General features: G+C 42.2%; 29 protein-coding genes and 4 pseudogenes. 26 read left to right on the forward strand and 7 right to left on the reverse strand.

Features of this window, described 5'->3' with window-relative positions:
• Positions 1–11: 11 nt before the first annotated feature.
• On the forward strand, positions 12–275 hold the full coding sequence (locus ACRRU2_RS07960; protein ID WP_432500674.1) for a hypothetical protein: 264 nt from the start codon (positions 12–14) through the stop codon (positions 273–275).
• On the opposite strand, the gene ACRRU2_RS07965 is transcribed toward ACRRU2_RS07960, so the two are convergent.
• Positions 267–650: a DUF2513 domain-containing protein gene (locus ACRRU2_RS07965; RefSeq protein WP_432500675.1), complete on the reverse strand. Its 384-nt coding sequence runs from the start codon at positions 648–650 to the stop codon at positions 267–269. The two genes, ACRRU2_RS07960 and ACRRU2_RS07965, sit on opposite strands and share 9 nt — an antisense overlap.
• A gap of 81 nt (positions 651–731) precedes the next feature.
• Between ACRRU2_RS07965 and ACRRU2_RS07970 the strand changes: the two genes are divergently transcribed.
• The 10 genes from ACRRU2_RS07970 (at position 732) to ACRRU2_RS08015 (ending at position 13,753) form a co-directional block, all read left to right on the forward strand.
• Complete coding sequence (locus tag ACRRU2_RS07970) at positions 732–1,145, forward strand: hypothetical protein (protein WP_432500676.1); 414 nt, start codon at positions 732–734, stop codon at positions 1,143–1,145.
• Between the two features lie 300 nt (positions 1,146–1,445).
• Positions 1,446–5,591, forward strand: a complete 4,146-nt coding sequence (locus ACRRU2_RS07975; protein WP_432500677.1) for a hypothetical protein — start codon at positions 1,446–1,448, stop codon at positions 5,589–5,591.
• Positions 5,584–6,402 carry a phage tail domain-containing protein gene (locus tag ACRRU2_RS07980; RefSeq protein ID WP_432500679.1) on the forward strand — a complete coding sequence of 273 codons (819 nt, stop codon included), beginning with the start codon at positions 5,584–5,586 and terminating at the stop codon, positions 6,400–6,402. Before ACRRU2_RS07975 ends, ACRRU2_RS07980 begins: the two co-directional genes overlap by 8 nt.
• Positions 6,403–6,419: 17 nt before the next feature.
• On the forward strand, positions 6,420–8,879 hold the full coding sequence (locus ACRRU2_RS07985) for a hypothetical protein (protein ID WP_432500680.1): 2,460 nt from the start codon (positions 6,420–6,422) through the stop codon (positions 8,877–8,879).
• A 1-nt stretch (position 8,880) separates the two neighbouring features.
• Positions 8,881–9,069, forward strand: a complete 189-nt coding sequence (locus tag ACRRU2_RS07990; protein ID WP_432500681.1) for a hypothetical protein — start codon at positions 8,881–8,883, stop codon at positions 9,067–9,069.
• The gene (locus ACRRU2_RS07995; RefSeq protein WP_432500682.1) at positions 9,059–9,202 is read left to right on the forward strand and encodes a hypothetical protein; all 144 of its coding nucleotides are present in this window, start codon (positions 9,059–9,061) and stop codon (positions 9,200–9,202) included. The genes ACRRU2_RS07990 and ACRRU2_RS07995 overlap by 11 nt, the downstream gene beginning before the upstream one ends.
• On the forward strand, positions 9,199–11,826 hold the full coding sequence (locus ACRRU2_RS08000; protein WP_432500683.1) for a phage tail spike protein: 2,628 nt from the start codon (positions 9,199–9,201) through the stop codon (positions 11,824–11,826). The genes ACRRU2_RS07995 and ACRRU2_RS08000 overlap by 4 nt, the downstream gene beginning before the upstream one ends.
• 43 nt (positions 11,827–11,869) lie before the next feature.
• Positions 11,870–12,121, forward strand: coding sequence for a hemolysin XhlA family protein (locus ACRRU2_RS08005; RefSeq protein WP_432500684.1), 252 nt, complete (start codon positions 11,870–11,872; stop codon positions 12,119–12,121).
• Positions 12,118–13,497: an N-acetylmuramoyl-L-alanine amidase gene (locus tag ACRRU2_RS08010; RefSeq protein ID WP_432500685.1), complete on the forward strand. Its 1,380-nt coding sequence runs from the start codon at positions 12,118–12,120 to the stop codon at positions 13,495–13,497. Before ACRRU2_RS08005 ends, ACRRU2_RS08010 begins: the two co-directional genes overlap by 4 nt.
• Position 13,498: 1 nt before the next feature.
• Entirely contained in the window at positions 13,499–13,753 is a 255-nt protein-coding gene (locus ACRRU2_RS08015; RefSeq protein ID WP_432500687.1) for a phage holin family protein, read from the forward strand.
• Between the two features lie 40 nt (positions 13,754–13,793).
• On the opposite strand, the gene ACRRU2_RS08020 is transcribed toward ACRRU2_RS08015, so the two are convergent.
• Genes ACRRU2_RS08020 through ACRRU2_RS08035 form a run of 4 tightly spaced genes read right to left on the reverse strand, consistent with a single transcriptional unit; the run spans position 13,794 to position 15,603 of the window.
• Complete coding sequence (locus tag ACRRU2_RS08020; protein ID WP_432500688.1) at positions 13,794–14,204, reverse strand: hypothetical protein; 411 nt, start codon at positions 14,202–14,204, stop codon at positions 13,794–13,796.
• Between the two features lie 14 nt (positions 14,205–14,218).
• Entirely contained in the window at positions 14,219–14,533 is a 315-nt protein-coding gene (locus ACRRU2_RS08025) for a hypothetical protein (RefSeq protein WP_432500689.1), read from the reverse strand.
• A gap of 6 nt (positions 14,534–14,539) precedes the next feature.
• Entirely contained in the window at positions 14,540–14,977 is a 438-nt protein-coding gene (locus ACRRU2_RS08030) for a hypothetical protein (protein ID WP_432500690.1), read from the reverse strand.
• Between the two features lie 11 nt (positions 14,978–14,988).
• Complete coding sequence (locus ACRRU2_RS08035) at positions 14,989–15,603, reverse strand: hypothetical protein (protein ID WP_432500691.1); 615 nt, start codon at positions 15,601–15,603, stop codon at positions 14,989–14,991.
• Positions 15,604–15,888: 285 nt separating this feature from the next.
• On the opposite strand from ACRRU2_RS08035, the gene ACRRU2_RS08040 reads away from it, so the two are divergent.
• Positions 15,889–16,641, forward strand: a complete 753-nt coding sequence (locus tag ACRRU2_RS08040) for a restriction endonuclease (protein ID WP_432500692.1) — start codon at positions 15,889–15,891, stop codon at positions 16,639–16,641.
• Between the two features lie 174 nt (positions 16,642–16,815).
• Positions 16,816–17,358, forward strand: a complete 543-nt coding sequence (locus ACRRU2_RS08045) for a hypothetical protein (RefSeq protein ID WP_432500693.1) — start codon at positions 16,816–16,818, stop codon at positions 17,356–17,358.
• A gap of 55 nt (positions 17,359–17,413) precedes the next feature.
• Here the strand turns inward: ACRRU2_RS08045 and ACRRU2_RS08050 are convergent, their stop codons facing one another.
• The gene (locus ACRRU2_RS08050) at positions 17,414–18,262 is read right to left on the reverse strand and encodes an ATP-dependent DNA ligase (RefSeq protein ID WP_432500694.1); all 849 of its coding nucleotides are present in this window, start codon (positions 18,260–18,262) and stop codon (positions 17,414–17,416) included.
• A gap of 143 nt (positions 18,263–18,405) precedes the next feature.
• On the opposite strand from ACRRU2_RS08050, the gene ACRRU2_RS08055 reads away from it, so the two are divergent.
• The 11 genes and pseudogenes from ACRRU2_RS08055 (at position 18,406) to ACRRU2_RS08105 (ending at position 25,168) form a co-directional block, all read left to right on the forward strand.
• Positions 18,406–18,597, forward strand: coding sequence for a WYL domain-containing protein (locus tag ACRRU2_RS08055; protein WP_432500695.1), 192 nt, complete (start codon positions 18,406–18,408; stop codon positions 18,595–18,597).
• Positions 18,587–19,846, forward strand: coding sequence for a DNA polymerase IV (locus tag ACRRU2_RS08060; protein WP_432500696.1), 1,260 nt, complete (start codon positions 18,587–18,589; stop codon positions 19,844–19,846). The genes ACRRU2_RS08055 and ACRRU2_RS08060 overlap by 11 nt, the downstream gene beginning before the upstream one ends.
• Positions 19,843–20,172, forward strand: coding sequence for a YolD-like family protein (locus ACRRU2_RS08065; protein ID WP_432500697.1), 330 nt, complete (start codon positions 19,843–19,845; stop codon positions 20,170–20,172). Before ACRRU2_RS08060 ends, ACRRU2_RS08065 begins: the two co-directional genes overlap by 4 nt.
• 39 nt (positions 20,173–20,211) lie before the next feature.
• Positions 20,212–20,403 (forward strand): hypothetical protein, encoded by a 192-nt coding sequence (locus ACRRU2_RS08070; protein WP_432500698.1) that lies wholly within the window; start codon positions 20,212–20,214, stop codon positions 20,401–20,403.
• Positions 20,404–20,457: 54 nt separating this feature from the next.
• Positions 20,458–20,850, forward strand: a pseudogene (locus ACRRU2_RS08075) (manganese catalase family protein); the annotation flags it as partial.
• A 44-nt stretch (positions 20,851–20,894) separates the two neighbouring features.
• Complete coding sequence (locus ACRRU2_RS08080) at positions 20,895–21,692, forward strand: DUF2935 domain-containing protein (protein WP_432500764.1); 798 nt, start codon at positions 20,895–20,897, stop codon at positions 21,690–21,692.
• Positions 21,693–21,704: 12 nt separating this feature from the next.
• Positions 21,705–21,866, forward strand: coding sequence for a spore coat protein (locus ACRRU2_RS08085; RefSeq protein WP_432500765.1), 162 nt, complete (start codon positions 21,705–21,707; stop codon positions 21,864–21,866).
• Positions 21,867–22,206: 340 nt separating this feature from the next.
• The gene (locus ACRRU2_RS08090) at positions 22,207–23,466 is read left to right on the forward strand and encodes a DNA polymerase IV (protein ID WP_331699351.1); all 1,260 of its coding nucleotides are present in this window, start codon (positions 22,207–22,209) and stop codon (positions 23,464–23,466) included.
• The gene (locus ACRRU2_RS08095; protein WP_432500699.1) at positions 23,463–23,939 is read left to right on the forward strand and encodes a hypothetical protein; all 477 of its coding nucleotides are present in this window, start codon (positions 23,463–23,465) and stop codon (positions 23,937–23,939) included. The genes ACRRU2_RS08090 and ACRRU2_RS08095 overlap by 4 nt, the downstream gene beginning before the upstream one ends.
• A 47-nt stretch (positions 23,940–23,986) precedes the next feature.
• A pseudogene (locus tag ACRRU2_RS08100) lies at positions 23,987–24,226 on the forward strand (GNAT family N-acetyltransferase); the annotation flags it as partial.
• Between the two features lie 60 nt (positions 24,227–24,286).
• A complete protein-coding gene (locus ACRRU2_RS08105) occupies positions 24,287–25,168 on the forward strand; it encodes a dihydrodipicolinate synthase family protein (protein WP_432500701.1) in 882 nt (293 codons plus the stop codon).
• Positions 25,169–25,224: 56 nt separating this feature from the next.
• Here the strand turns inward: ACRRU2_RS08105 and ACRRU2_RS08110 are convergent.
• Positions 25,225–25,384 (reverse strand): annotated as a pseudogene (locus tag ACRRU2_RS08110) (transcriptional regulator); the annotation flags it as partial.
• Here ACRRU2_RS08110 and ACRRU2_RS08115 point away from each other — a divergent pair.
• Both ACRRU2_RS08115 and ACRRU2_RS08120 read left to right on the forward strand, forming a co-directional pair.
• A pseudogene (locus ACRRU2_RS08115) lies at positions 25,368–25,813 on the forward strand (VOC family protein). The pseudogenes ACRRU2_RS08110 and ACRRU2_RS08115 overlap by 17 nt on opposite strands.
• Before the next feature lie 165 nt (positions 25,814–25,978).
• Positions 25,979–26,812, forward strand: coding sequence for a hypothetical protein (locus ACRRU2_RS08120; RefSeq protein ID WP_432500702.1), 834 nt, complete (start codon positions 25,979–25,981; stop codon positions 26,810–26,812).
• The last annotated feature ends 10 nt before the right edge of the window (positions 26,813–26,822 follow it).

The raw sequence follows: 26,822 nt of genomic DNA on the forward strand, positions 1-26,822 counted from the left end.
GAGAAAGTCATATGTCTACAAAACGTATTGAAAATGCTCGTAAATATTTACAAGCCCTCGAAGAGTACAGCCTATTTTTTGCTGACCATGACGAACTAATAGCAGCAGGGCTCTTAGATGCTGAAACATTTATGCCTACGGCTAAGGCACATGCTTTTATTGACAATACTCACAATAACAAACGATGGATGAAAGTAAAATCAAAGGCTACTTCGTTAGAAAAAGCAGTTCTGCTAGCAGATCAATATGCTCGTGAAGACTTAGGACTAATCTAAACCGAGTGCTTTTTTTGCATAGGTTTCTGCTAATGCGGCAAGTAAATTTATAGCTACCACTCCAGATGATTTTGCTGTTTCCTTTACTTTTGACCAACGTGAATTGTCGCGTACATTGTCGAGAAATAAGTGGCCATCATAAGTTAAACCACGAATTTTAAGTATTCTACCAACCGAGCTAGTAATATCAGTACCTATTGTCTCAATGAAACCGGCTTCTCGTAAGCGAATTGAACAGTAAAGTATTTCTTTGTAGCTGTATTTAGCTAGATTATCATGCTCCTGCAATTTTGTAGAAAGCATGAAGCCATCAACATCTAATTCGGATTCTATTGTTAACAGTATATCTCGGACGCAATCATGGTTTAATTTCATAAGATTTGCCCCTTCCTGAAAGTTACTGATCAAATAATACATTCTAGCAGATAGGGATAAATCCTTTAAATACAAGGGGGAATGACAGTGTTTCCATTTATTAAGAAAGACCGTGTACAACTTGGTAAGAAGCAAGTAGAGATCCCGAAACTTACGCGTTCGCGTCTTAAGAAACTGACTGAGCACATCGGCACGATCGGTGAGTTTCTCGTTAAGTTATTCCTGACCCCTGAAAATGACCGGGCGGTCTTTATCGTGGCGGCCGCTGATGTTTTTATAGATGAAATATATGAGATTACGTCTCTGTTGAGTGATTTGCCGATCGAGTACCTGGACGAGCAAGCCAGCATTGCGCAATGCACCGAGTTCCTTCGCTTGACCTGGGAGCTCAATGATATTAATAAAGCCTTGGGAAACGTAAGCGGCCTGATTCCGCCGATGGCTCAGCAGTTCGTGCAGAGTATAATGGCCAGGATGGAACAGGCCGGCGGATAACGTGGGATGAATTTGTTCTTCACTGCTGTTTGACTTTGGGGAAGACACAGCATGAAATCGAGAACAATTATTTTTGGATTGATTTACCTCAGCTGCTGGAATTGAGCGGTGAAAGGCGAGCGAGGGACATGATTAATCACATCGAGGTATCTGCTTACCCTCATATAACTGATATGGAAGCACGTGAGGCAATCCTTAATCAGTGGCGTGGCCAGTTGCCAAAACCGCCGCCTGAGCCGCCGAAATCAGCACATGAGCAATACGAAGCATTGAAACTTCGATTGAAAGGAGGTTGATAATATGACGGTAGAGATCGGCGAGTTACGTGCCCGGCTTGTGGCCGAGGCGTCGCAGATGAAACAAGAGATTCATGCCGTGAAAAAAGAGTTTGTGGATTTGGGCGAGCAAGGAAAGAAAACAGCGACTGGACTAAAGAACGTAGAGACTGAAATTGCGAAGGTAGGATCAACTAAAGATCAAATTTCCAAATTAACAGCAACTCTTGACAACGTAAATGCTCGTATCGACTTACAGCGAAAAAAGCTGGCCGAATTGAAGGAATCATATGCTAACACATTCAATGAGGCTGCTAAAACCAAACTTCAGGAACAGATTCTTCGTACGGAGTCGACACTAATTAAGCTATCGCAATCATCCGATAATACAGCGCAAAAAATTTGGGCTCTAGAGGACAGTCTACAAGCAGCCGGACAGGAAAGCCAACAGGTGGCCAGTGGAATTGAGACTTTCGATCAAGCGCTCAAAGATATTGGGTTCAATGCGGAGCAAATCAAGGTCGTCAAACAGAACTTGGATAATCTCGATCCTGGCAGAGCTGAGAGGCAACTCGAAGAATTGAGCGCAACCCTTAAGCGGCTTGGTGTCGATAGTCAAAGCATCGAGAAAATTAAACAAGAGCTTCGTGAAACAGAAGTCGAAGCTCAGAAGACGACAAAAGGTATTAACGGGCTTTCGTCAGGCCTTGCCGCTCTTGGGGCCGGCGCAATATTCTCAAAGCTTGTCAATGGAGTGAAAACACTTTCTGAGGAAACTAATGATTTATCAAACTCATACAAAGGATTAGGTAATGCCGCTAAATCATTTAACCTTGATGCAGGACAAGCTGCTGATCTTGCAGATAAACTCGCCGATCGCTGGGGACTCAACAAGGCGGTTATGGCTGATACGGTCAAAACGTACACAACGCTTAACTTTTCTCTTGAGGAAACAGAAAAAATTATTACAGCGACTGCAGACGCTGCTGCTTATGGCAGACAGTCACATTTAGATTGGGATGAGGCGATTAAGAAGGTTGCAGAAGGGATTAAAGCAGGAAATTCTAACTTAACGGATTCTGCTGGGATCACGACCAACCTCTCCGTTATGCAGGAGCGTTACGCAAAATCTATTGGTACTACAGCTGGTAAACTCACGGAAGCTCAGAAGGTGCAGGCAGCCTATAACGGCATGCTTCAAGAAGGAGCGATTTATGCTGGTAATGCTGATGAAGCAATGACTGGACTGACAGGTACTCAGGCAACCTATCAATCAACACTGCAGGAAGTTCGTACAGAATTGGGCGAAGCGTTTATTCCTTATTTGGAGAGAGCGCTTGAATTAATCACACCGATCATTAAGAGCTTTTCTCTTTGGACAAGTGAGAATAAAGAAACTGTTGCAGGGCTAACAGCTGCAGCGATAGCTGTAACAGGATTTATTGCTGTTCTTAGTTCATTAGCAGCAATGCTAACCCTTGTTAATTCCTTGCTAGGGCCTATCGGCTGGACAATTCTAGGTATCGGATCTCTCATTGCAGGGGTTACTGCGTATTCGTTAGCAACCAATCAAGCTTCTGAATCAGTTAAAGAATTTACGGCCAATCAAGAGCAGCTAAACAAAGTACTAAGTGACTCGTCAAATAGTATGAATGTAAACCAATATAAAATGCTCCAGTCCAACCTCGAGACACTTAATGAGGTCTTGGAACGTCGTAATAAGCTAGAAAAAGAGTACAACAACCTTGTCACAATTGCAGAACGCGGCAACGGATCCATAGAGAATACACACAAGATATTTGAACTGGCCGACGCGATCAAGGCAGTAGACAAGGAGTTGAAGATGCTCGATTACAGTAGCGTTGAAGAAGCGGAATTTGCTTTAAGAGGAATGAAGCAGGCATCTGATGAAGCCTTGGGAGCTTTGGTATCTTTAACGCGAGAGAATATGCGTGAGAATATTGTGCTGGCAGATAACGTATCTGAGCTCAAAGCATTGTCTGAGGAATATGATAAATTAAAAGATAAAACTAACCTAACGGAACAACAGAAAGTACGCCTTGCCGATGCAGTACGGAAACTTAAGCAAGAATATCCGGAGCTTCATGTTTTGTTGGACGAGGAAAATCGCTGGCATATCAAAAACAAAAAAGCATTGGAAGATTACATTTCTGGCGAAGAAAATCGTTTGAATTCTGCAGTATCGACGTCTAAAAAAGTGATAGAAGCAGCGAAGATTGAAGCTGAGGAGCGTACTAGAATCGCTAGAGAAAACATGGCAGAGCTAGAGAGAATTGAAGGAAGAGGAAGTTCCACAGCTCCATTTATCAGCCCGACAATCGCGAGTTTTTTAGGGAAGCAAATGGAAACTACTATCGATGCGGTTAGGCAAAAGTTAACGGAAACTATCAATAGGGGTAACTATGAAATAAATGAGGCGAAGAAGCTTTTAGATGATTTGACAACAGGTGTAGATGCTTTCCGTCGTCCAGTTGAAAATGAAACAACTTCTGATAAGAAGAAGAACGGCAAGGATAAGAAGGTTAAGACAAAAGAGGAGCTTGCCCGCGAGGAATATCAAGCGGCTTTAAACCTGCTTGAGTATAAAAAAAATCTGAATCAATTATCAGAAAAGCAGGAGCTGGCGGCACTTGAAAATCTCGAAAAAAAGTATAAGCAATATGCCGAGATCCGCATGGATGTGGAAGTGCGCATCTATCAACTGAAAGAACAGATGTACAAGCGTGAATATGACGACGAGATGAAGCTTATGCAATATAAAAGGGAAATGGGCCAACTGACTGAAAAAGCCGAACTTGCCCGCTTGGAGAAAATGCTGGCTAAGTATAAGGATAGCTATGAACTCCGTACTCAATTAGAAGTACAGATATATAGACTTAAAGAGCAAATGGCCCAGAAGGACTTTCAACATAGTAGTGAATGGATCACTCAGGAAGAACGGCGGATGACTCTGGCCGGAGAATCGGAAGAAGCCATCACCAAGATGAAGATGGAGGCCTGGACGCGAGTACGTAGCCGGTACACTAAAGACACTGATTACTACAAGCAGGCTGACACTCAGCTTTATAATCTTCGTGTTGAATTAATTCGAAAAACGGAGAAGGCAGAGCAGGAAGCTGCACGAGAGCAGGAGACGCTTGTAAAAGATGCTTTGAAGAATTCTCTCAATGCAATTGATAAGGCCAAACGGACAGAGCTTAGTGCGCTGGATGAACGTAGAAAGGCTATCCAAGCATTTTATGATGGTCAAGCCGAAGCCATCAATGATTCAGAGCGACTAAAAGAGCGTAACGAGCTCGTTGCTGAAATGGATAAGTACCGCTTCGCAACATCTGAACGCGGTCAAAAGAAGTTCTTGGAACTGCAAGAGAAACTCCGGCAAATGGATATTGAGCAGCAAAAACGTAATCTGGAAAAGCAACGTGATCAAGAACTTGTAGCGCTAGACCGACAAAAGAAGGACATTGAGACTTTTTACGATGATTTACGTTTAGCAACTGAAGATTTAACGGGAGACCTGACAAAATTGTACAAGCTTGCTGATGATGAGCGTTTGAAGTCTTTTGTAGCAACCAATAACAGAATAAAACAAGAGATGGCAGCTTTGCAGCAGGCATTGTCAGCATATCATTCTTCAGTGTCCGTGCCTTCCGTTGGAAGTTCTGTGTCCGGATCAACAGGCGTCAATACGTCCAAGGTCGCCCAAATGCAGGCTAACAGTGCAGCCTGGCATACAGCAGATTCTGCGGCACGACAGCGTTTATCCGCTGAAAATAAAGCAATCGGTACGAGCTTGGGCGCCACTTATAACAACGGAGAAGGACGTTGGTACAAAGATGGTGTTCCACTTTACCATTCAGGCGGGATTGTCGGTGAGATGAATTTCCGTAGCCCTGAATTGCTGATGCCGGATGAGATCGTCAGTATCTTGCGACGTAGCGAAACAGTGCTTACACCAGAGCAGGTAAGTGGCTTAGTCGAAGCTGGCCAATCTGCAGGGCGAACCATCAATCATAATTATTATGGCCCATTGATCGAGAATAGCGGTGACGTTCACTTGGAGGATGACACAGATGTAGAAAGCTATTACCGGGAGCAGGATCATCTTGTACGGCAAATGATTGCGAGAGGGGAGAGAGCTGATGGATAATGGCGGCGCCACTTTCGGAGGTGTCTCTTTTGCGTCACTTGGGCTGCTATTAACTAAAGCGCATATTCCACTATTGCCCGAAACAGTGCAGACAGAGGAAGAGCTTGATGGGCTTGATGGATTAGTAGATGTGGAGACTAAGTATGGACCGCGTTTGATTGAGCTGGAAGTGTCGCTGATAACCGAAGATGAGACTGAATACCAGATCGCATTACAGCGGATCGCCAAGATATTCAATGCCCGTGCAGGGATTAAGCCTCTCGTCCTCGATCGAATGACAGGCAAGCAGTGGCTTTGCAAGTACAACGGCCGCATTCCGATCGAAAAGGTAGGCTCAATTGGGGAATTCACGCTTCCGTTTAAAACTTTTTTCCCATTTTCCGAGAGTGTTACTGATTCAGTGACGCAGCTTGAGTACGGTCAGGGTTACTCTTACGGTATGGGATTGCAGTATGCTGGGTTGGCCACATTCAACGTTACTTCCTCGCCGACTGACCTAACAGTTAACCATGCAGGTACTCACGAAGCCTACCCGCTAATCCGGTTGGTGGGTAGCGGCACCAATATCATTATCACCAACACGACAACTGGCGAGTCGTTGTCAATCAACCAAGTCATGTCTGCAAGTGATGTGTTGGAGATAGATTGTAGGCCCCTGGAGCAGATGGTTAGGAAGAATGGTATAAGTTCATTCAACGGTGTGCTTGGCACGTTTCCGCGACTCGTCGAAGGAGTGAACATTATAACGATAACTGCAACCGGAGCAAAGCTCACGGTTTCTTTTGTATTTCGACATACTTACCTCTATTAGAAAGGAGTGCATGATGCATGCGATTTGAAACGATTGGTAAGGAGCTAGATCCCTTGAATCTAGCTAAACATAATCGCAATCTATCGCGGGCAGATGCGGATCTCTCGTCTCTGCAGCAGCAAATCAGTACTGAGCAGCAAGCAAGGATTGCAGCTGACAATGCGCATGCTGGTTCGACATCCGCGCATCCAGCACAGCATATCACCTACAGCGGAGCAGTGGCAGGAGCTAAAAATGTTAAGGATGCACTAGATCGGCAGAATCAACGCATTGATAACATAGTAGCCAGTTCTGGCAGCGACAACTCAGAAATTGTCGACGCTCGTATCGGAGCTGACGGTATTGCCCATCCAGTACTTAAAGACCGGCTTGATCGCATGGAATATCGTCAGCTCGAAGAGAAGAACCAGACTCAAACACTGAAATACGGCGCCAACATCATAGAGACATCACAAGCAACGCCAGCTACGATTGAGTTTAAGGGGCGGTCGTCGGTTAATATACCAGGTAAACTAGGCGGGTTCGAAAGTTTAGATAAGTGGACGATCGCGGGAAATATAACCTTGGCTACGAACATAAAAAGAAGCGGCACAACTTCTTTAAGGTCCGCAGCTGAAAATAAGCACGCTGTAGCTACTTTGATATTGGACTATGAGTTAGATAAAAGTAAAAACTATTTCGTAGGCGCATGGGTATATGTAGAATCTTTTACAAGCCCGGGTGGTTTTGGTGTTAGGATTGCTGACTACGATTCCCCTCCTTCGACAAGATACAGCGCGTCAGCTAATACATCGATCGTTGGATCGTGGCAATTTGTTTACGTTAAAATACCGAAATCGAATACTATTATAGGTAAAGGAGTTCGTATATACGCAGGTACGACGACAGACACAACTGGTATTGCGTATATAGACGAACTTCGTCTCTACGAAGTCTCTGACGCAGATTTTGCAGCTATTGGCACAACGATTGTAGGCGAGGATATCGACAAGTATTTCCCTTACGTTGACGGCTTGCAGCATGCGCAGGGCTTGTCACTAAGGACTACGGGTAGGAATCTGTTGGCGGGCATCCCCGATACTTTACATGCCAACGCTGTATTAAATGCGCCATACGATTTAACGCATAACTCTACGTCTGCCGATAGGTCTTCGTCAATAATTTCGGTTATCCCAGGTCAACAATATACGTTATCAGCAGAATTAGTAGGTTCAAATGCACGTATAGGCATATATGAGAATGCAGTGTATAAAGCCGGAATATCTGCTGCAACACCTGTAGTTACGTATACCGCAACAACAGCCAACTTAGAGATAAGGTTTAATAGCACAGTCGCAGGAAAATTTGATTATAGAAATTGGATGCTCGTACTAGGTGGCGCTGACCAACTGCCGCCATCATTCGAACCGTACAATCCGCAATACATCAACGCACCTATTAAACTAGCAGCTAACGTCGATGGTAGTGTCGCGGACAGCTACGACAGCGCAACGGGTAAGTTGTTTAGACGTTGGTTAACGAGTATGAAGCTTGACGCATCATTACCTTGGGAACATTACACCAATACTAATGCTGATACAGTAGAACTTGCGTCTAATCTTACACTTACAGGTATTAATTGGACGGGGATTGTAGAAACATATACAGGAGAAATATTACCTACAGTTATTGGCCTTAACCAATTAGCACCTTCACATCTCTTAGCTACAAATGGCACTAGGATTTACTTGCGCTTGCGAAGAACAGATACTGGGTGGAATGCTTCTCTTCCTCCAAATACAATTACAATTAAAGCCCTAATGAATGGCTGGAAAGCAAATGCAAACAACGGATCCACATATACTTCGTGGGTATCGATTCTTGATGGTTCTACAGCTCCAACTAATACAATAGCCTATGTGTCTGCAAATAAAGCGCCGGGTTGGGATTGCTACGCTACACTTGATTACGCACTCGCGACGCCTGTAGTCGAGGATATCAGCGGCGATCTAGGCGGGCTTTTAGTGTCTAGCGGCAGCAGCCAGTTAGAGCTAGTCGACGGCGTGATTTTTAATGAGCCCATAGTACCTCGATTAAGCGGTACTATGTATGAAATTAATCGGACTATTGGGGATGTTAACAATAAATTGAAGCACAGAGGTTTCCGCATACTAGGTGTTTATCAGAATGGGAAACTAGATCCACAATGGAAAATCTATAAACTAGCCGCCACGGACTACTGGACGGATGGCGTAGGAGCAGAGATTCGGTCATCTGATTATGATCCAACTGCTGTGTATACCGTAACCTACCAGGTACTCGATCGCTACAAGTACACCGCTGGCATCCGACAAGCAACCTTAACCTATCAATCATCGCCCGGTTCAGTGATAGCTAAGAACGCCCAAAATATCGCTGATTTACAGCGTAGTGACGGTATACAAGATTGGATTTTAGCACAACATACTGCGCGACTACTTGCGCTGGAGGAGGCATAACATGAATCCGACATTACAAGAAGCAGTAGATTATCTTGAAAGAAAAGGCATTAAAGTCTCACCACATAAGAGTACGTTTCAGGTCAACACGGAGATGGTAGCTATCCTGTTGACTTTTTTAATGGCTGAGATTGACTATCTCAATGCACGAATAACTTCACTGGAAGGAGGCGGTAGTGATGCTGAATGAAGTTTTTCTCGGAATGTACCGTACAGCTCTTTATTCAGGAAGGCTGCCTATTGAATTTGTGCCGGAGCCATATAGATCAGCACTGATTGCGGAAATGAACCCTCCTGAATCTGAAGGCGGCGGGGGAGAATGAGTAGCCTGGAGCTATGGGATGATTCGGGGCGGTTGGGCTTTCTGCCGTCGGCCTCCAATGTTCGCGTGCGCGAAGTGTTGAACGGTGAGTATTATGTCATATTCCGTTACCCGAAGCTGCATGCTGATGAGCGGTACGAATTACTAGAGATCGGTAACGAGATCCATTTTTCCGAAAACGTTGAAAATGGGCAACAGTTTACGATTTGGAAAACAGAGGAGCGACAGGCAGCCGGGCGTATTTATAAGGATGTTGAAGCACATCATGTTGCATTTGGTCTTGGTAGGACTTACTACGATGACTTCATTGACTTTGAAGCAGGTCAAACAGCCGAAGTCATGTTGACGCGACTATTTGCTGGAACTGGAATTACCTTTGAAATATCCGGAATCTTTGGGATTAGGGATATCTTTGATTGGGGTGAGAAGAGTAGGTTAGCGCTACTACACGAGCTGCGGGATATTTATGGCGCGGAATTGTCTTGGGACAACAAAACGTTAACCTTTACTAGGCGAAAGGGCGGTGAGTCTGGCCAGCAGATACGCTACCGCAAAAATCAGAGGAGCATCCGCCGCACAGTACAGGACACAGACCGAATAACCAGGTTATACGGTTACGGCAAGGACGGGCTGACGATCGAGGGACACGCCGGCCACACGGTCAAGTACATTGACTCAACCTACTACAATCCCGCCCGGCCGTTCGAAGGCAAAATGAGTTGGCCAGAGATTGATGATCAGGACCGGCTGCTTGCTGCAATGCAACAATACCTTGCCGACAACGAATTGCCATCTGAAAAATACGACGTAGAGACGCTGCAGCTGCCAGGCGTCGGGGTTGGCGATGAAGTAACGGTAATTAATGAACAGTTAGGTTACAACCTGACTGCCCGCGTCTATGAGCATGAGCGGTACCCATTCCAACGTTCACAGCCGCCGCGCTTTATTCTGGGAAATTTCCGAGATCGCTACATCTCGGATTATCTCCTGCAGTATCGACGCAAGCAGCGAGAATACCAGTCTCTTGTAGACAGACGTACATTGGAACTTGAGCAGCAACAATCTGAGCTGGAACAAGCGCAGTTGGATTTTGAGGACTACGTGGAAACTTCTTTTGCCGATGGAATCATAAGTGAAGCGGAGCAACAGATCATTGCTGAACACAAATTGTCTCTCGCGAAGGAAAAGGCAGATGTTGATGCAGAGTACTCTAAGATTTATAACAGCTTGTATTTGGTCAATACAACACTCAAAGCCGCGCTGCTAGCCGCGAAGAACAATTATGATTCTTCATACACAGCGCTCATTACAGCCATCGACACCGCCATTTCTGATTCTGGAATCACACCTGTAGAGCGGGCTGACGTTAATGATAAGTTTGTAGATCTCACCAAGAAACTCGCTACATTGAGGCAAGCATTACAGGACTCGTGGGCATCAATTACGCAAACTGGGCTAGACGCGATCGCAGGTAAAGGTATTCATGCCGGCGGAGTAATTCGATTGGAAAATCGCACTCACTCCGTCAATAAAACGTTGTTAACGGCAGCTGTAGGTAGTGGGGCAACGACGATAAACGTAGTGTCGACGGCTGGCTTCCCGGAAAGTGGTTCTCTGTATATAAACGATACACGAAATCCCGCCTTTTGGGGATTTACCGAAGAATTTTCCTATACAGGCAAAACCGCTACTTCGTTTATAGGAGTATCGGGAATTGGTACTGATTATTTAGCAACAGGTTCCGTGTTTATGTGGACAAGGCCTTTCGCTGATATTGTAGTTACGTCAGCAGAAGTCATTATGCCGGATGGGACATATAAGATAATTCCGGAGACTAGATTCAACTCGCAACAACTCGGCGCATCTGGCGGAGATGCTGACGGGTGGGAATTTAAATATTTATTTATAGACAACTCTGGGATGGTCCGTTTAGCCTCTACAGGAACCAGTGCCGGTATAAATACTTATCCACCTAATCCTCCAGAAGGAAGTCTCCGAATAGGATACTTACTTATCGGATATGGGGGGGAGGATCCTAACGGAGACCTCGGGATATCTAAAGAGTTTGACGCAAACGGCTATCCCATCTTCAAGGAGCGTATTTATCTCGATACTCGCTATCGTGACGAAAGGTCAGTCCGAGCGGACGGTAGTGACGTTGCTTTTGGTGGTACGCCATATGGAGCTCAAACATTAGCCGTAACATGCGGACCACGATCATATCAAACGTACTATGTTCCTGTTGGCAAGGGCCGGAGAAGTCTCAACTTGTCCTTATCGCTTGATGATGGCAGCGGCTATGATAATTATAACTACGGTGCCCAACTCACGGTTGGAAGAAAGGCAGCGAACAATGCCGATGGAATGGGGCGGTCAATATGGGCGACGTATACAGATGCTGACAACACGAGAGGGCATGTATCTGGGCAGCGGAATACTTCACCATACGGGATTCACGTGTTATCTCCAAGAGTATGGGGGCGGTCTTATACCATGCTTTATGATGTTGACCTTACACCGGATCCTACGGATGGCGCGATTGTAGCGCTCAAACTGACATTTTACAACTACCACGCGAGCGCGTCGGAGAGCTTCAACTTGAAGTTGAATTGGCATGCACTTTAAGCCCTTAATAATTGGGGCTATTTTTGTGTAAAGGGGTGAAGTTATGCCGGATACGCAATCAGAGGTTTTACAAAGGCTCACACGAGTTGAGACAAAAGTTGACGGGATGGACAGCAAGCTGGATCGAGCCATTCAAGCTAATGAGACAGCAGTAGAAGCGTTGGCATCTGCAAAATCAGCGCACCATCGTTTAGATAAGATTGAGGACAATCAGAAATGGCTATGGCGCACTTTGGCTGGTGCGGTATTACTAGCTGTTACAGGCTTTATTATTGGAGGTGGTCTTAAGTTATGATCCAATCCAAGCGTATTAATGGTGTAGGAGTTAACTATATCATTGCTGATCCGTTGATTGATGATATCGGTGTAAGCTTTAAAATCGGAGCAACAGTAAAAGATTTAGGTCAAGCGGCAGCTGCTACGGTGGCTGCTAATTTTAATTATGCAAACAATGATATTGGCAAGCCAACTGGCAGGGTAATTGTGGGCAGCAAGACAGTTATTTCAGACGAGCCCAAGACTGTAGCGCGTGATGAGCTTTATATGCTGCCTGATGGTTCGCTACACATTGGCAAGGCTCCTGCTGGTGCTGTTTGGGCATTACAGGGTAGCCCGCCTTTATTGAGTAATGGGGTTAATGTTGTAGCAGACGGCATTATACGTGACCAGACAGGTACTGACATTTGGCAACGTAACGCATATAGGCTCGCAGTTGGGCTTACAGGAACCCGCAAGCTTGTTGTGGCTAGAACAAAGCACACTGTCTCTTTGGATACTTTGGCGGTGATTATGTTGGAACTGGGCTGCATTGATGCGCTTAACGGAGACGGCGGCGGCAGTGCATACCTTTGGCCTGCTGATAATGGCTGGGGGCGTAAGATGGGCGTAGCCCTGACAATAAATAAGGGAGAGGTCAAACCAATGGTAGATTTAAAGATTACTGAAGATATTATACCTAAAGGCAGAAAAAATAGAAGCGGTTATGATCTGAAAGCTGAATACGTAACGATACACGATACTGGCAATAAAGCAAAAACAGCAAACGCTTCTAATCATGCTAATTATTTAAAGGGTGATACCGCAGCAAATACACCAGTATCATGGCATTTTACTGTCGATGATAAATCAATATATCAGCATCTGCCGACATACGAAAATGGCTGGCATGCAGGGGATGGGACAAACGGACCTGGTAATCGAAAGTCGATTGGAATTGAAATATGTGAGAATGAGGGGATCAATAGAGCTGTAGCCGAAGCTAATGCTGCAAAACTTGCCGCCAAGTTATTGATTGAACACAACTTAACTATTGATCGATTGGTGCAGCATAATAAATGGAGCGGCAAAAATTGCCCTGCTTCGTTCAGAAGTGCTGGTACTTGGAATGCCTTTGTAGAAAAAGTGAAAAAGGAAATTACGGCACTATCAGCTATACCAAAAGAGGACAACAAGCCTGCTGAGGTCGTTGAAGGTATGAAGGACATTGCAGGACATTGGGCGCAGGGAAGTATTGTAAAGGCTATACAAAGCGGCGTAATGGTCGGTATGTCAAAGGATGAGTGGAAGCCTGACAAACCGCTTACAAGGGCGCAGCTTGCTGTTGTTTTGGATAGAATGGGTTTGCTTGATGTAATTGATCGAATGAGTGAATCAGAGAGAGGGGATATTTAAAATGGAAAACTTTATGGACTTTATTATCGAAAAGGCGCTGGTGCTTATACCAGTGCTTTTTATTTTGGGTGCTTTTTTGAAGAAAACTCCGAAATTAGTAGATTGGATTATTCCCTGGGTGCTGCTTGTAGTTGGTGTGGCTGGTGGAATCGCGCTAGTTGGTGATCCGCTGCAGGGCATTTTGCAGGGCGTGCTTGTTACTGGCGCTACGGTGCTAGGTCATCAGCTCATTAAACAAACAGTGAATAGAGAGTAAAAATGAAGCCCGCTGGCCTTTGTGGCCAGCGGGCTGGAATTTATGATAATATAAATTGACTCGAATTTAGATTATATTTACTGTCAAGTTTTAGTTCTTTGTAAATCGCGGAAGGGAGATCCCATATTTTTTCGGATTGGTTAACACGATCAGATCGTGTTGCAAAGAAGTTAGTTAAGTAATTTTTATTATAATGTGCATTAAAATAATCTACTACTGGTTGAATTACATCTAAAATTGAATTTAATTTTTGGTGTAACTCTTCTTCTGCCGAGTAAATTACCCCGATCTTTAACCCACCATTCTCGCCAAGAAATATTGTGAAATCCTGAGATTCTACAATATATCCATATGGATGAGATACCAGCTTCGAATTCAGTATTTGTGAAATTGAGTCGAATTCAACATTATAATGAACGTCAGGGATAATTTCAACCATTATTGTTGACATTTTTGCCCCCCCAATTAATCTTGATTACTTTTATCCATCTTGATTATTTTTGTGTATGTATTTATAAAGATCGCTTTGCTATCTAAGGTATTATACGCTTCTTCTTTAAAAAGTTGCTCCAATTTAGCAAAATCGTTTTTTATTATTTCGGCATCCCAGGAGATCTTGTCGCTTTTCCCAGACATCGTTGCTTTTCTTTGAGCATCCTCATGTATTTGATGAGAGTGGCTAATCATTTTAGTAATAACTTCTCTATCGACGCGAGCAAGTGCGTCTATTATCTCTTGAGCCATTTGAGCCAATTCAGCATTGTCATCTTTAGTTGTCAACAGTGTTCACATCCGATACTTAAAGTATTCGTGTCTCAATTTATTTCGTAATTCATTGAGATGTTCAAATAAAATTGTATCTTGGGTTTTTACATTGTCTCCCCCTGTATTGGAAGTGGATACTGCAAAATCATATATCTTTTGAATCTGGATATAAGTTTCTTCAGAAAGTAGTAGAATTTCAAATTGATATTTTGATATAGGTTCAAGTATAGCTTGTAAGTTAAACGTGTGCTTTAATTGCAGATTATTTTTTGACTCGTATGTAGTGAGTTCCAATAGTAAAGGTGCGAATAATTTTTCACCGAGTTCTTTTAATGCAAGCTCATGCTTTCTTGTCTGAATATTTTTTTTGTTTTCCGCTAATAAAACCACATACGTGGTTATTACTGAGATACCTCCGCCAACAAGTAACTTAATAATGTCTAGAAGTAGATTTTTCATAATTGCAATCGTTAATCAGATTCCGAGCTGTTTTCTTCAGCTTTATCAGTAATTAGTTTAACGAACTCGTTTACTGTCTCAAGTAAACTCTTGAATCGCTCAAAATCAAACGTGGCATCTAAATTTGAATACATATTTTTTAAAACATCTATTGTTTGTGTGGCCATAACTAATAAAGTATTAGTATCAAGTTCGATAGATAAATTTTGGTTGTCATTTCTAGTTAGAGTGAGCAACGCTAAGTTCTTATATTCATTATTGCTGTACATAATATTTGATAAAAAAAATGGGTTTGATATTTTTTTCATTGAATCCTTTATAAGTGATCCGTAGAGAGATTTCAGTAAATTTAATTTTGCTAAATATTCTCTTAGTGACTTATTGGTAATGTTGTCAATCTTTATATCATCAAACAAATAAACAAATATACTAGTCCCTATTTTGTTTCCAAAGTGTTCTACTAACCTAATTTGTAAATTATAGGGGTCTTTTTCAAAAAAGAATATATCTAAATTTTTTTCAAGGACATTAAAACTATTTTTTTTTGAAAGAATAGTCAACATCTCGTCTACATTCACTTCCATAGTTTGTTGTTCAATGTTTTTCACTGCTTTTGTTTCAATCAAAAGAATCAATCTCCTTTTATTAAATGAAGTGATCGAATTTACAACCTCATATATTAAAAATAGTATAAGTCAAAAGTCACAATTTGGCTATAGTTTCCAATGAACATTAACAGCGATAAATTTTATTCAATGTTATTATCCTTCCATATGATATAAACCCTGCAATTCTCGTGATTTGGCGATATGTGGCAGAAAAAGAATGTGAATGTAATTTGGGTCAAATTTCCTGACTTTACAGCCGAAATATTAATTATGTTCGGAATAATCAATTTGGGGGTAGGTTAAGTGGCACGAAGAAGAAAACAAAAAGACGATCCAGTACAAGGATTTGTAGGTATGCTGACGCTTGGTTGTGGGGTATACACTTATTACTTAACAAAGTCAGTTGCAGTAGCTGCGATTTCAGCAGGAGTGATTATTGGTCTTTACATAGGAATTGTAATTGTGGTTAATCAATCAAGAACGGAACGATTAAAGAAATCAGGCATTGCAGAAATAGATAAGATGGATGGCCGAAGGTTTGAAATTTACTTAAGTCATTTATTCAAAGCTCATGGTTACAATGTACAAGTCACTCAAGCAGCTGGGGATTTCGGAGCAGATTTAGTCATATCAAAGAATGGCAAAAAGATTATTGTACAAGCAAAGAGATATAGTAAGAATGTAGGTATAAAAGCTGTACAAGAAGCCCAAGCTGCAATTGCACACTATGGAGCACATGAAGCGTGGGTTGTTTCAAACAGTGATTATACAGAAGCTGCATATTCTTTGGCAAAATCAAACGGTGTTCGATTGGTTAACAGGGAAAAGCTGATTGAAATGATCTTGGCTCTTAATCCAGAGTCGAGACAAGTTACTAATCAACAATCGTTAGGAACGTCGGAGGCAACTCATGTAAATGAAGAAGTCGCTGTGTCTAAAGAAGATGATCAGGAATGTCCGCGTTGCGGCTACCTATTAGTTAGGAGAAAAGGTTCTCGTGGAGAATTTTTAGGATGCTCAAACTTCCCAAGATGTAGGCATGCACAAACGATTTAATGAGAAGGACAAAACCCACTGGCGTATGCTGTTAGTGGGTTTCTTTTTAGATCAAACTGTAAGAAGTCTTTATGATTAACCCTCAAGCTTACTGGAAAAATTTCCATATTAACAGTCTGTTTTTGTCGATAATTGTAAGTTATGATTAGGCAAAATAGATTGGGAGATGATAGAGTGAAGAAAGGTAAATTGATGAAAATTGGCTTGTTCATTATGCTAACGGTGGTGCTTGTATTTACTTCTTCTATATCTGCTACAAGTACTGTACCTGAGGTAAGCAGAGTTCAATATTTTACAGTCCAAAATAATAACGTATGTTCGGCAACGGATCATCACTCAATTTTTTATTTTAACCTTAACAATATAAGTAGTGTGCCTGTTGAAATGACAGTACATTTTTATAATGATGTTGGGGATGAAATAACTTATGCAGGCAGTACTGGAGGTTCATATGGGGAATACAGGCCGTCGTCTTTTATCCCGGGAACTCCATTTTCGCTAAATGGAAAGTCAACTGGCCACTACTACACTGGATTTGGAAAGAATGCTATATTAGCTTGTAATGATATCCCTGCATATGGGAAAATAGTAATCCATTCAGATACAGGGTTAGTTATGGCCAATGGGGAAATTAGAGGGGTAGATTTAAGGAGTACTGTTGGATATAGAATGCTAACACTGACTCCAATTAGTGTAAACGGTGGCAATCCATTTTAAAACTTAAGCCCGCTTCCCCTCTAAGGTCGGCGGGCTTTTTTTTTGTAGAACTGAACTACAGTACAAAGCTGACAAACTCCGGATCCCGCAGCATTCCACTTTTGTAATAGTTACGGAAACGCACGCTTGCTTTAATCCTCGGTTCTAAATAGACATAATTTTGATCCTCGCCAGTTATGAGTAATTTTGCAGCTCTATAGAATTCCTGTTTTCGCTCAGCAGGAACTGCTAATTCGATAACTCCAGCAGCTCGTCCGTTAATGTGCGCAAGCCATCCAAACTCACTTTTTCGATAGCCGGCAATATAGACATTGGCATACTCGTAATTAATTATCTTCAACCAATTATCGGATCGACGACCTTCATATCTGCTAACCTTACGCTTTGCAACGATACCTTCGAGTTTATGCGATATGATGACGTCAAATAGGGTACTCCCATTGCCTTCGACCGACAGCACCGACGAAAAATAATTGTTAGGTTTTAGAATACTTGCCAACAATGCAAGGCGCTCCGTTAGCGGCCAACCTCGAACGTCCTCGCCTTTATAATAAAGCACATCAAAAACGTAATAGGTAACTGGTCTTGTTATCATTGCCCGGCGAATCCGTTGCTCATTTTTTAAACTAAATCGTTCCATGATTAATTCAAAGTCAACCCAACCAGTTTCGTCCATACGAGCGACTTCGCCATCCAAGACTACATCAACATTATCGACGATCGGTACTATATGCAACTCAGGATATTGGCGTGTTACTTCGGTATTGTGACGCGTATATAATCGTACCTGTTCGGCTGTACGAGATAATATTAAGCGGTGGCCATCAATCTTTGGCTGATATATAAAGCGATCGTCATCAAACGGATATTCCCGTTTGCCGAGCAACATTGGTTGAACAAACATAAAACCACCTCAATAAGATTATATCTTACGTGTTGGCTCTATTGAGTTGGTAGTTAATGGTCACATATGGGGCTTTTTACTATTGCATAAGGAGCATACGTTCGGATATTATAAGAACAAATGTTCTCGTTCGAGGTGGTTGTATGGAAAGATACATCGGGAAAGTAGTGCAGTTAATTTATATTGATCGAAAACGTCAAGTCAGCATCAGAGATGTGAGAATTATGTCTGTCAAAGGCGATCTGCTTAAGGCATATTGTTTTACAGCTAAAGGTTTCCGCATATTTGATTTGAAAAATATTGTGGATGTGGAGCTGGTGAAAAATGCGGGATAGAGTCATTATGCTTGCAGATTGTCAGTCTTTTTATGCGTCGGTTGAGAAGGCCGAGCGGCCTGAATACCGGGATAAACCTCTTGTTGTTGCAGGGGATCCGGAGCGTCGATCGGGAATTATACTAGCTGCTTGTCCAATCGCAAAAAAATTTGGAGTTACAACTGCAGAGAGGCTAGGTGAATCAATCGCTAAATGCCCAGACTTGATTATCATAAAGCCACGTATGCAGCTCTACATTGATGTTTCCATGATGATTACAAATATATACAAGTCATTTACTGATCTTGTGGAACCTTACTCAATAGATGAACAATTTCTCGATGTAACTGGCTCGCTTCATTTATTCGGGTCGCCGGAACACTTGGCTAAACTTATTCAACACCAGATACTTCAGGAGACAGGCATTTACACAAGATATGGCATATCAAATAATAAAATTCTAGCGAAAACTGCTTGTGACAATTATGCAAAAAAGAATGAATCAGGAATTTATGTGCTTTTGCAAAAAGATTTGCCAGACACGCTTTGGACATTACCAGTCAATAAGATGTTTATGGTTGGTTCAAGGATGACAAGGCATCTGACTTACATGGGCCTAGATACGATAGGCAAGGTAGCAAACACACCTTTAGAAAAACTTAAGCAAATGATGCGCCGCAAATTCGGGCGAGATTCCGATATTAATGCGGAGCTATACTGGCGTATAGCCAATGGCATCGATGACAGTCCTGTAAACCCGGAGACTCATGAAGCACCGCCAAAATCGATTGGTAACCAAATGACATTACCCAAGGATTACGCAAATCTTGATGAAATAAAAGTAGTACTACTAGAGATTACGGAGTTGGTTTGCAGACGCAGCAGGAGTAAAGGTTATATGGGGCATGTTGTTTCAGTCGCATGTATGGGAGCTGATTTTGATCGTCCTAGTGGCTTTAGTCGGCAGATGAAAATGGATAATCCAACTAATGTGACCAATCAAGTGTATCATGCTGCAGTAGAGTTATTACTTAGGCATTGGGATGGTTTACCCGTGCGTAAGATCGGTGTGAGTATTTCACAGTTTTCGCATGATGATGAGTACCAGGTGTCTTTATTTGACGATAGAGAAAAAAACATGGCTCTGGAAAGGGCAACAGATGCTATAAAACAAAGATATGGGGACTCGAGTATTATGAGAGCAGTATCGATAACCGACGCTGGTCAGACGCGACGGCGATCGACAATGATAGGAGGGCATTATAAATGAGTAAGAAGCTTCAGTGTAATGGTCTTTGGGAAAGCAGCCGGATGATGCTGCCGGAGCATAAGGCGACGATTATTAGTAATAATGAAGCTTTAAAGCGACGACAACGAATTGAACTTGATGAGCAGGAATGGGAAGAAATATCTAGAGTGATGGCATTATCACTAAAGACACGAAATTTTGCAGTTATTCGAATGTACCACCAGTACGAAGATTTGCAAATAGTTGGAATAGTGGATCGCATTGATCAGCTTGCTGGACAGTTTTTGGTTGATGGTGAGTGGTTTAAGATCAATGATATTCAAGGAGCAACATTGGAAGGAGATTAACGGATACTGTCGAATCATTCCTGAAAAGGAGATGATTTCTTGATTATCGATGACTATATAGGTTTGGTTGTTGTCGTAGAACTTGATACAGGCGCTACTCATGAGGGGGTACTTGAAGAGTCTCAAGTTTACGGCTATGTAAAGATCATTAACGGCTCTGAAATGTTTCAGTTGCCTAGAAAAGAGATCGTTGATATTAAGCCGATTGCTGGAGTGAGGTTTAAGTTATAAGTAAATGAATATGATAAAAAAAGAACCCTTAAGGGTTCTTTTTACAGATAACATATAGGAACGGAAGAATTCGCCCACTTGGAAATGATAGCAACTATGATTTACAAACTAACGAAGGATGCAACCCCGGATCAACTGAAAGCAGCTGGACTGGGCGATCATTATGCAGCTCATGATCATGCTTTATTTTATCAAAACGCTTCAGGCGTACCTTGGACAGCAACTTACATTCAAGCAAAGGGCGATCCAATAGCAGATTTGTACGAGGATATAGCAGCAGAGGAGAAGGCGAGGGCGACTTATCAGTGGCTAATCGATATGACAGATGATGTTGACCTGCAGGATAGCTTGAAATTTTTACGTGAACGCGAGGTCGTTCATTCACAACGTTTTAGAGAAGCGGTTGAAATGATTAAATCGGATCGTCAGCAACAAAAAATATTCTAAAACCTAACCTAAAAGAAATATTTGCACGAAAAGAGGTGGGTGGTATCATTCAATCTGCATTATATGAGCATCGATTTTGGCTTCAAATTTTAGGGGATCATGCAAGGTTTATTCTTAATACCCTGTCACCAGTGGAGCAACAAGACATTCAAATCGCAAGCTCATACATTGAGGCATACGACCAATTGCTTGAAAGCGCTAGAAGTATTACTTCTGAATTAGAGACAGAACCACTCTCTGCACAAGCTTATAATCTGACAATGAATTTTAGAGCGTTTAAACTTGATTTATTAAGCAGAGCAATACTCGGAAAAGTTAAAATAGGATTAACACCTACCTTTATTAATCATATGGTTAATGAGCTTGAGGAATATTTACGTATTTTAAACGAGTTAGTTGCAGGAAAACCTGTACCTACTTTTGATGCAATACATCACGATTTTCTTTGGCTGCCTGATGCTGTGGGCCACGCAGCAGCAATAGCAAGTGATCTCGACAGCGTAGAGAGCTCTTTAATCAAACGCAGCACAAAGTTCAAAAAGCATTTTGAGCAGCTATATATGAAGAGCATTGAAATGGCAGGCTATATGAGAACAAATCTGAAAGATTTTCCAGCATTCCAAAGACTTCATAAGGAAGTAGATATAGAAATGAAATTATTCGTTGCTTTCTTAAATGAATTAGAGGAAATGGAATTTACAGCCGAGGTGTTAGATAGAATCACCCCATTAATGCCAGATCATATGATGAGGGAGGAATGTTATTACTTAACGAAATTAGCACAGCTCGGACTCGTTTCATCACCAAATTGTCAAGCGGATAAACCAAGAGTGGAATCATAAAGACGAGAGACTATCTATTATGGGTACGCAAAGAACGGCGTCCGCAACTATGCAGTTGCTGTAACAGAGGCAGTAACTCCGGAGATTGGAGAAACACTAAAGCAGCAGTTGGAGCTGAACGAACAGCTTCAGTTGGATTTGAACAATGCTGAAACAGCCCTCAATTTAACTTGAGGGCTGTTTTTTAATCAATAAAAGTTATCTGAACAGATTGAGCTTGCAGTTTCTGACCAAATTCCGACTATTGAAATTCATTAATGTTCATTCCAGCTTCCACATGAAAACCATCTTCAATTTTAACTGACAGAAGGAATAAAATTCTTCTTGAAGGGAACAATTGTTCGTATTATGATAGTAAGAACAAACGTTCGAAGGGTTGGATGGAGAATGTCAATTGATAAATATATTGGGCGTTGTATCAAAATAATTTATCGGAATAGGCGGCAACAAGTCAGTCAACGGACAATTCGAATTAGTTTAGATGGAATATTATCCGTAAAGCCGGTGATTAGTAATGTCTCCTGAGCGCTCAATTCTTTTGGTCGATGGACAATCGTTTTACGCAAGTATCGAAAAAGCAGCGCATCCAGAATATCGTGACAAACCGGTTGCGGTTGGTGATCCGACGCGCCGCAGTGGCATAATATTGGCTGCGTGTCCGCTTGCTAAGGATCGGGGAGTGACAACGGCAAGCAGGGTAGGGGAAGCTTTGGCATTATGCCCAGAGCTAATTGTTATCAAGCCTCGAATGCAGAGATATGTCACCATTTCTTTGTTTATTACAAAAATATTCGAATCGTTTACCGATCTGGTTGAACCGTATTCTATCGATGAGCAATTTCTTGATGTAACTGGATCAGTTGGCTTATATGGTTCGGCTGAAGAGATAGCACGTCAGATTCAGCATAGAATTAGGTTATCAACCGGCGTTTGGTCAAGGGTGGGGATCGGACCGACAAAAATCCTTGCTAAAACCGCGACAGACAATTTCGCCAAAAAAATGCCTGAAGGCATTTTTCGATTGGATCAGCGAAACATCGAATGCGATTTGTGGCCTTTACCCGTAAACAAAATGTTTATGGTTGCAAGCAGGATGACTCAGCGATTCGCCATGCGCGGTATTAATACTATTGGTGACATTGCCCGAATGGAGCTTACTGCATTTAAGCAGTTAATGCGTCGGATAATGGGAAAGCAGAGTGATATTCAAGCAGAATATTATTGGCAGACCGCTCGCGGTATAGATCCAAGTCCAGTCGTGCCATCTATCAGGGGAGCGCTCAAGTCAGTGAGTCACGGTAAAACACTTAGAGCATCTCTTTATACCAATAAAGCTGATATCGAGGTCGTGCTGCTAGAGCTTTGTGTAGAGGTATGTCGGCGAGCTCGTAGAATGGGGGTAGTGGGGCGCGTCGTCTCATTGGGGATAGGCGAAACAGATAGGAGGCGAGCGAACGTTTTTAACAGGCAAATGACGCTTCTCAACCCAACATCACTTACACATGAATTATCTGCTGCTGTATTACATTTATTTAATAAATACTGGCAGGGGCTCCCAGTGAGCCACATTGCAATAGCCCTGACACAACTCTCGAGCGATAAGGTGCAGCAGCAGGACTTATTTGAAAATCGCGCAAAAATATTCGATCTAGAGAGAGCTACGGACGCTATAAAAGACCGTTTTGGCGATGTGGCGATCATGCGGGCATCGTCCTTACTTGAGGCTGGCGTCGCAAGGGAAAGGGCCGGGCAGATTGGAGGCCACTATAAATGAGCAAACTGGATGGGAACAATCGTTGGGGCGGAAAAATGCTTTTGACCGAGCATCAGGAGCAATATGATCAGCGGAATGATGTTAATCCTGCGGGCAGACCAACTCCAGAGGAATTAGAGATGATAAGAGATATTATTCTGTTTCCTCACTTAATAACGATGACCCAGAAATCAATAGAGGATATAGGATTTGCTAAAATAACATTGAAGGGAGTTGTCATTCGATGCCTAGAAGTTATCATGTTCAGGATTTCAGATGATTATTACGCTTTAAAACGAGAGCTTAAAAACCGTAACATCAGGGTATCTGAAGAAGAAACCAATGATGGTATTCTGTATTACCGCTATATTTGCCGCGGATATGAAGAAAAGTTTGGGATTGTCCGGGAAACGTTGCGTACAGAAATGTCGATGAGACTAACTAAGTATACAGCAGATATTGCAAAACTTATAGGAAAACCAAAGCAAACATGATTTGAAAAAAGAAGGAAATGGCGATTCAGAAGCAATCCTGGTCGCGAAAGGTAAACATCAATGCTGCTCAGTCTGAAGCAAGGGGTTGTAAATACCTTGAAATCGAGAGAATTTATATAAAGAACAAATTTCAAAAACATGGGCTTGGTAAATTTCTATTTAATAAAGCTATGCAAACTGCGTTATTGCCTTTTATAAAAAGTTAGGGTTTGTTCAAACCGATGCCCATACTTTTTGTATGGGGGAAAAAACAAATAGATTTAATAATGATCAAAACAATTATATAACTTTTGGAGTGGGGATCTACTATAATAAGCATTAAGTAACTGGAAGGAGGTGTGGTTCTAATGTTTAAAGGGCTATCTGCATTTCCTTTAACGCCTATGAACGAGACCGGAGTAGATACAGCAGCTTTTATAAGGTTGTTAAAACGTTTGACCTCAGCAAAAGTAGATTCGATCGGAGTATTAGGCTCGACCGGTTGTTATGTTTATCTCAGTCAAGAAGAACGTTTACGTGTTACTCAACTTGCAGTTGAACATGCAAAGGGAATCCCTGTCATGATTGGAATTAGTGCTTTGCGAACTCGTGATGTACTCCGATTGGCAGAAGATGCTCAAAGAGCAGGGGCGAGCGGTGTTCTTCTTGCGCCGGTTTCCTATCAGCAATTAACAGATGTCGAGGTCTATACGCTATATGAAACGGTGACGCAATCACTTTCTGTACCGCTGTGCGTTTATGATAATCCAAGTACAACTCACTTTCGATTCAGTGATGAATTGCATGGGAAAATCGCACAGTTACAACAAGTCCGTTCAATTAAGATTCCCGGAGTACCCAAGGAATTAGAAATGGCCAAAGAGAGAGTGAAACAGTTGCGTGAGCATATTCCCAATGATGTAACTATAGGGGTTAGCGGAGATCCATATGCTGCAGCAGGCTTAAATGCTGGATGCGATGCATGGTACTCCGTACTTGGTGGTTTGTTTCCTGACATATGTATAGGAATTGCACGCGCTGCTCTTAATGGGTTATCCGAATCTGCCGTTAGTCAATCCGCACGCCTTGAACCCCTTTGGAAAATGTTTCAAAAGTATGGCAGTCTTCGTGTAGTTGCTACAATAGCAGAAATGCAAGGTTTAACCGATAAACCGAATCTTCCATTACCGCTACAAAGTCTAGATGAGGTAGCTCGTAATGAGTTAAAGAATGTTCTTTCTACAATATAACGAAAACAAAACAACCTAAACACAAATTGGGTTGTTTTGTCTTTTAGAACAGCCTTCTAATAGTATTTCCCCACCATTTTAAGTAAATAATTTCGAAATTCATCAACATATGATTTAGGCTCTATAATTTCTTTCAATGATTTGATCTTTTACACTTGGCGAAATCAGCGCTTTAATAGCGACTAGCTGCGGCTGATAACTGGCTTCATCTCGTTCTAATGAACAAGCAATTGAATTTTATTCGGAGGCGCTCAATGCGAACAAAGTAAAAAAGTGAAATTCAGTGATTTTCCGCAGGATCTAAATTATCCATTGCCAGAAAATGAATTAAATATGATTATGGAGTCTTCAATAGATTTTCCAGGCGGGAAAATGATGATGTCGGATATTTTACCTTCCATGAAGGTGGTTACAGGTGAACTGGTAAAAGGAAATAACGTACTTATTAGTCTAGTTATTGATGATAAACAATCACTGGAAAAATACTTTAATCATTTATCTGTTGGTGGCAAGATTATGATGCCGTTATCTAATACTCCTTGGTCTTCGTGCTTTGGAATGCTGGTTGATAAGTTCGGGGTTTCCTGGAAATTTAATAGTGACGCTGATAGGTTTCTTGATAGTGTTATTTCAAACAAACAGTAACTCATTAAAAAAATGGTCTTGTCATCCAAGGCCATTTTTTATTATTCTGATCATAATGAGAAACAAAAGGCTGCTGCATTCAGGATATTACAGCCTTGCTTTTCCATGCTATACTGAAAAAAGGGCTATACTGAAAAAAGTTAACAATAGGAATGGAGTGAAAACTTGCTAAATTGGAATAACGACGTATGGGGAAAGCTGACAGGACCATATGGTCCTGCAGACAATGTACCTGTGTTACTGCAGCAACTAGCGAAGGAATATAGTCAGGAGGTATTTGACGAGCTCTTTCAGGAATATTTATTTCATCAAAATACGATATATACGGCTACTTTCGCAGCTATGCCGTTTTTGGCGCAGTTAGCATGCTCTACTACTGATGAGGAAGTGCGCAAAGAGCTATATATCAATTGCGGCATCATTGAGGCTAGTCGCGATGAGCGGGATGAAGCACCATTCCCCGCTTCTTGGGCTACACTAGCTGATGATGCAGGCAGCGCACTTTGTACAGATTTGTATCGTGAATATGTGGATGCAATTGGTAAGCTCAGGGCGCTTACAAAAGAAGTATTTGCATATGCAGCCCAACAATCCATTGACGAGATAGAAAAGCGTTATATGCTTATTGCCGATGCTGCTTATCGGGGCTCATATATCCCGGCCAACATGCTGATGACGTTTAGTAATGGCGATGAGTATGTGGCCGTGTGTCCCGCTTGCGAGGAAGATGTTTACATATGGCCTAAGGAAGACCAGGAAGGAATTCTTCAAGCCTACGAAGACGATCCCGTCTTCAATTCGGATCAGGAACCTCAAAAGATTAACCCGGCAGCATCATTTGCTGATGAAGAAGTACAAGCATTAGCGGAGCGGGCTGCATCGATCGGTGATCGAACATTGGCTGAACAACTGCATTATTTAGCGGGGGATACATTATGTCCATCCTGCAGTGAAAATATTTCCGTTTGGCCGTCTTTACTTAGTACATTTTCAACGTAGAGCATAAGCT

The organism is Paenibacillus sp. GXUN7292, assembly GCF_050864975.1.
In the GTDB taxonomy this organism is placed as follows: Bacteria; Bacillota; Bacilli; order Paenibacillales; family Paenibacillaceae; genus Pristimantibacillus.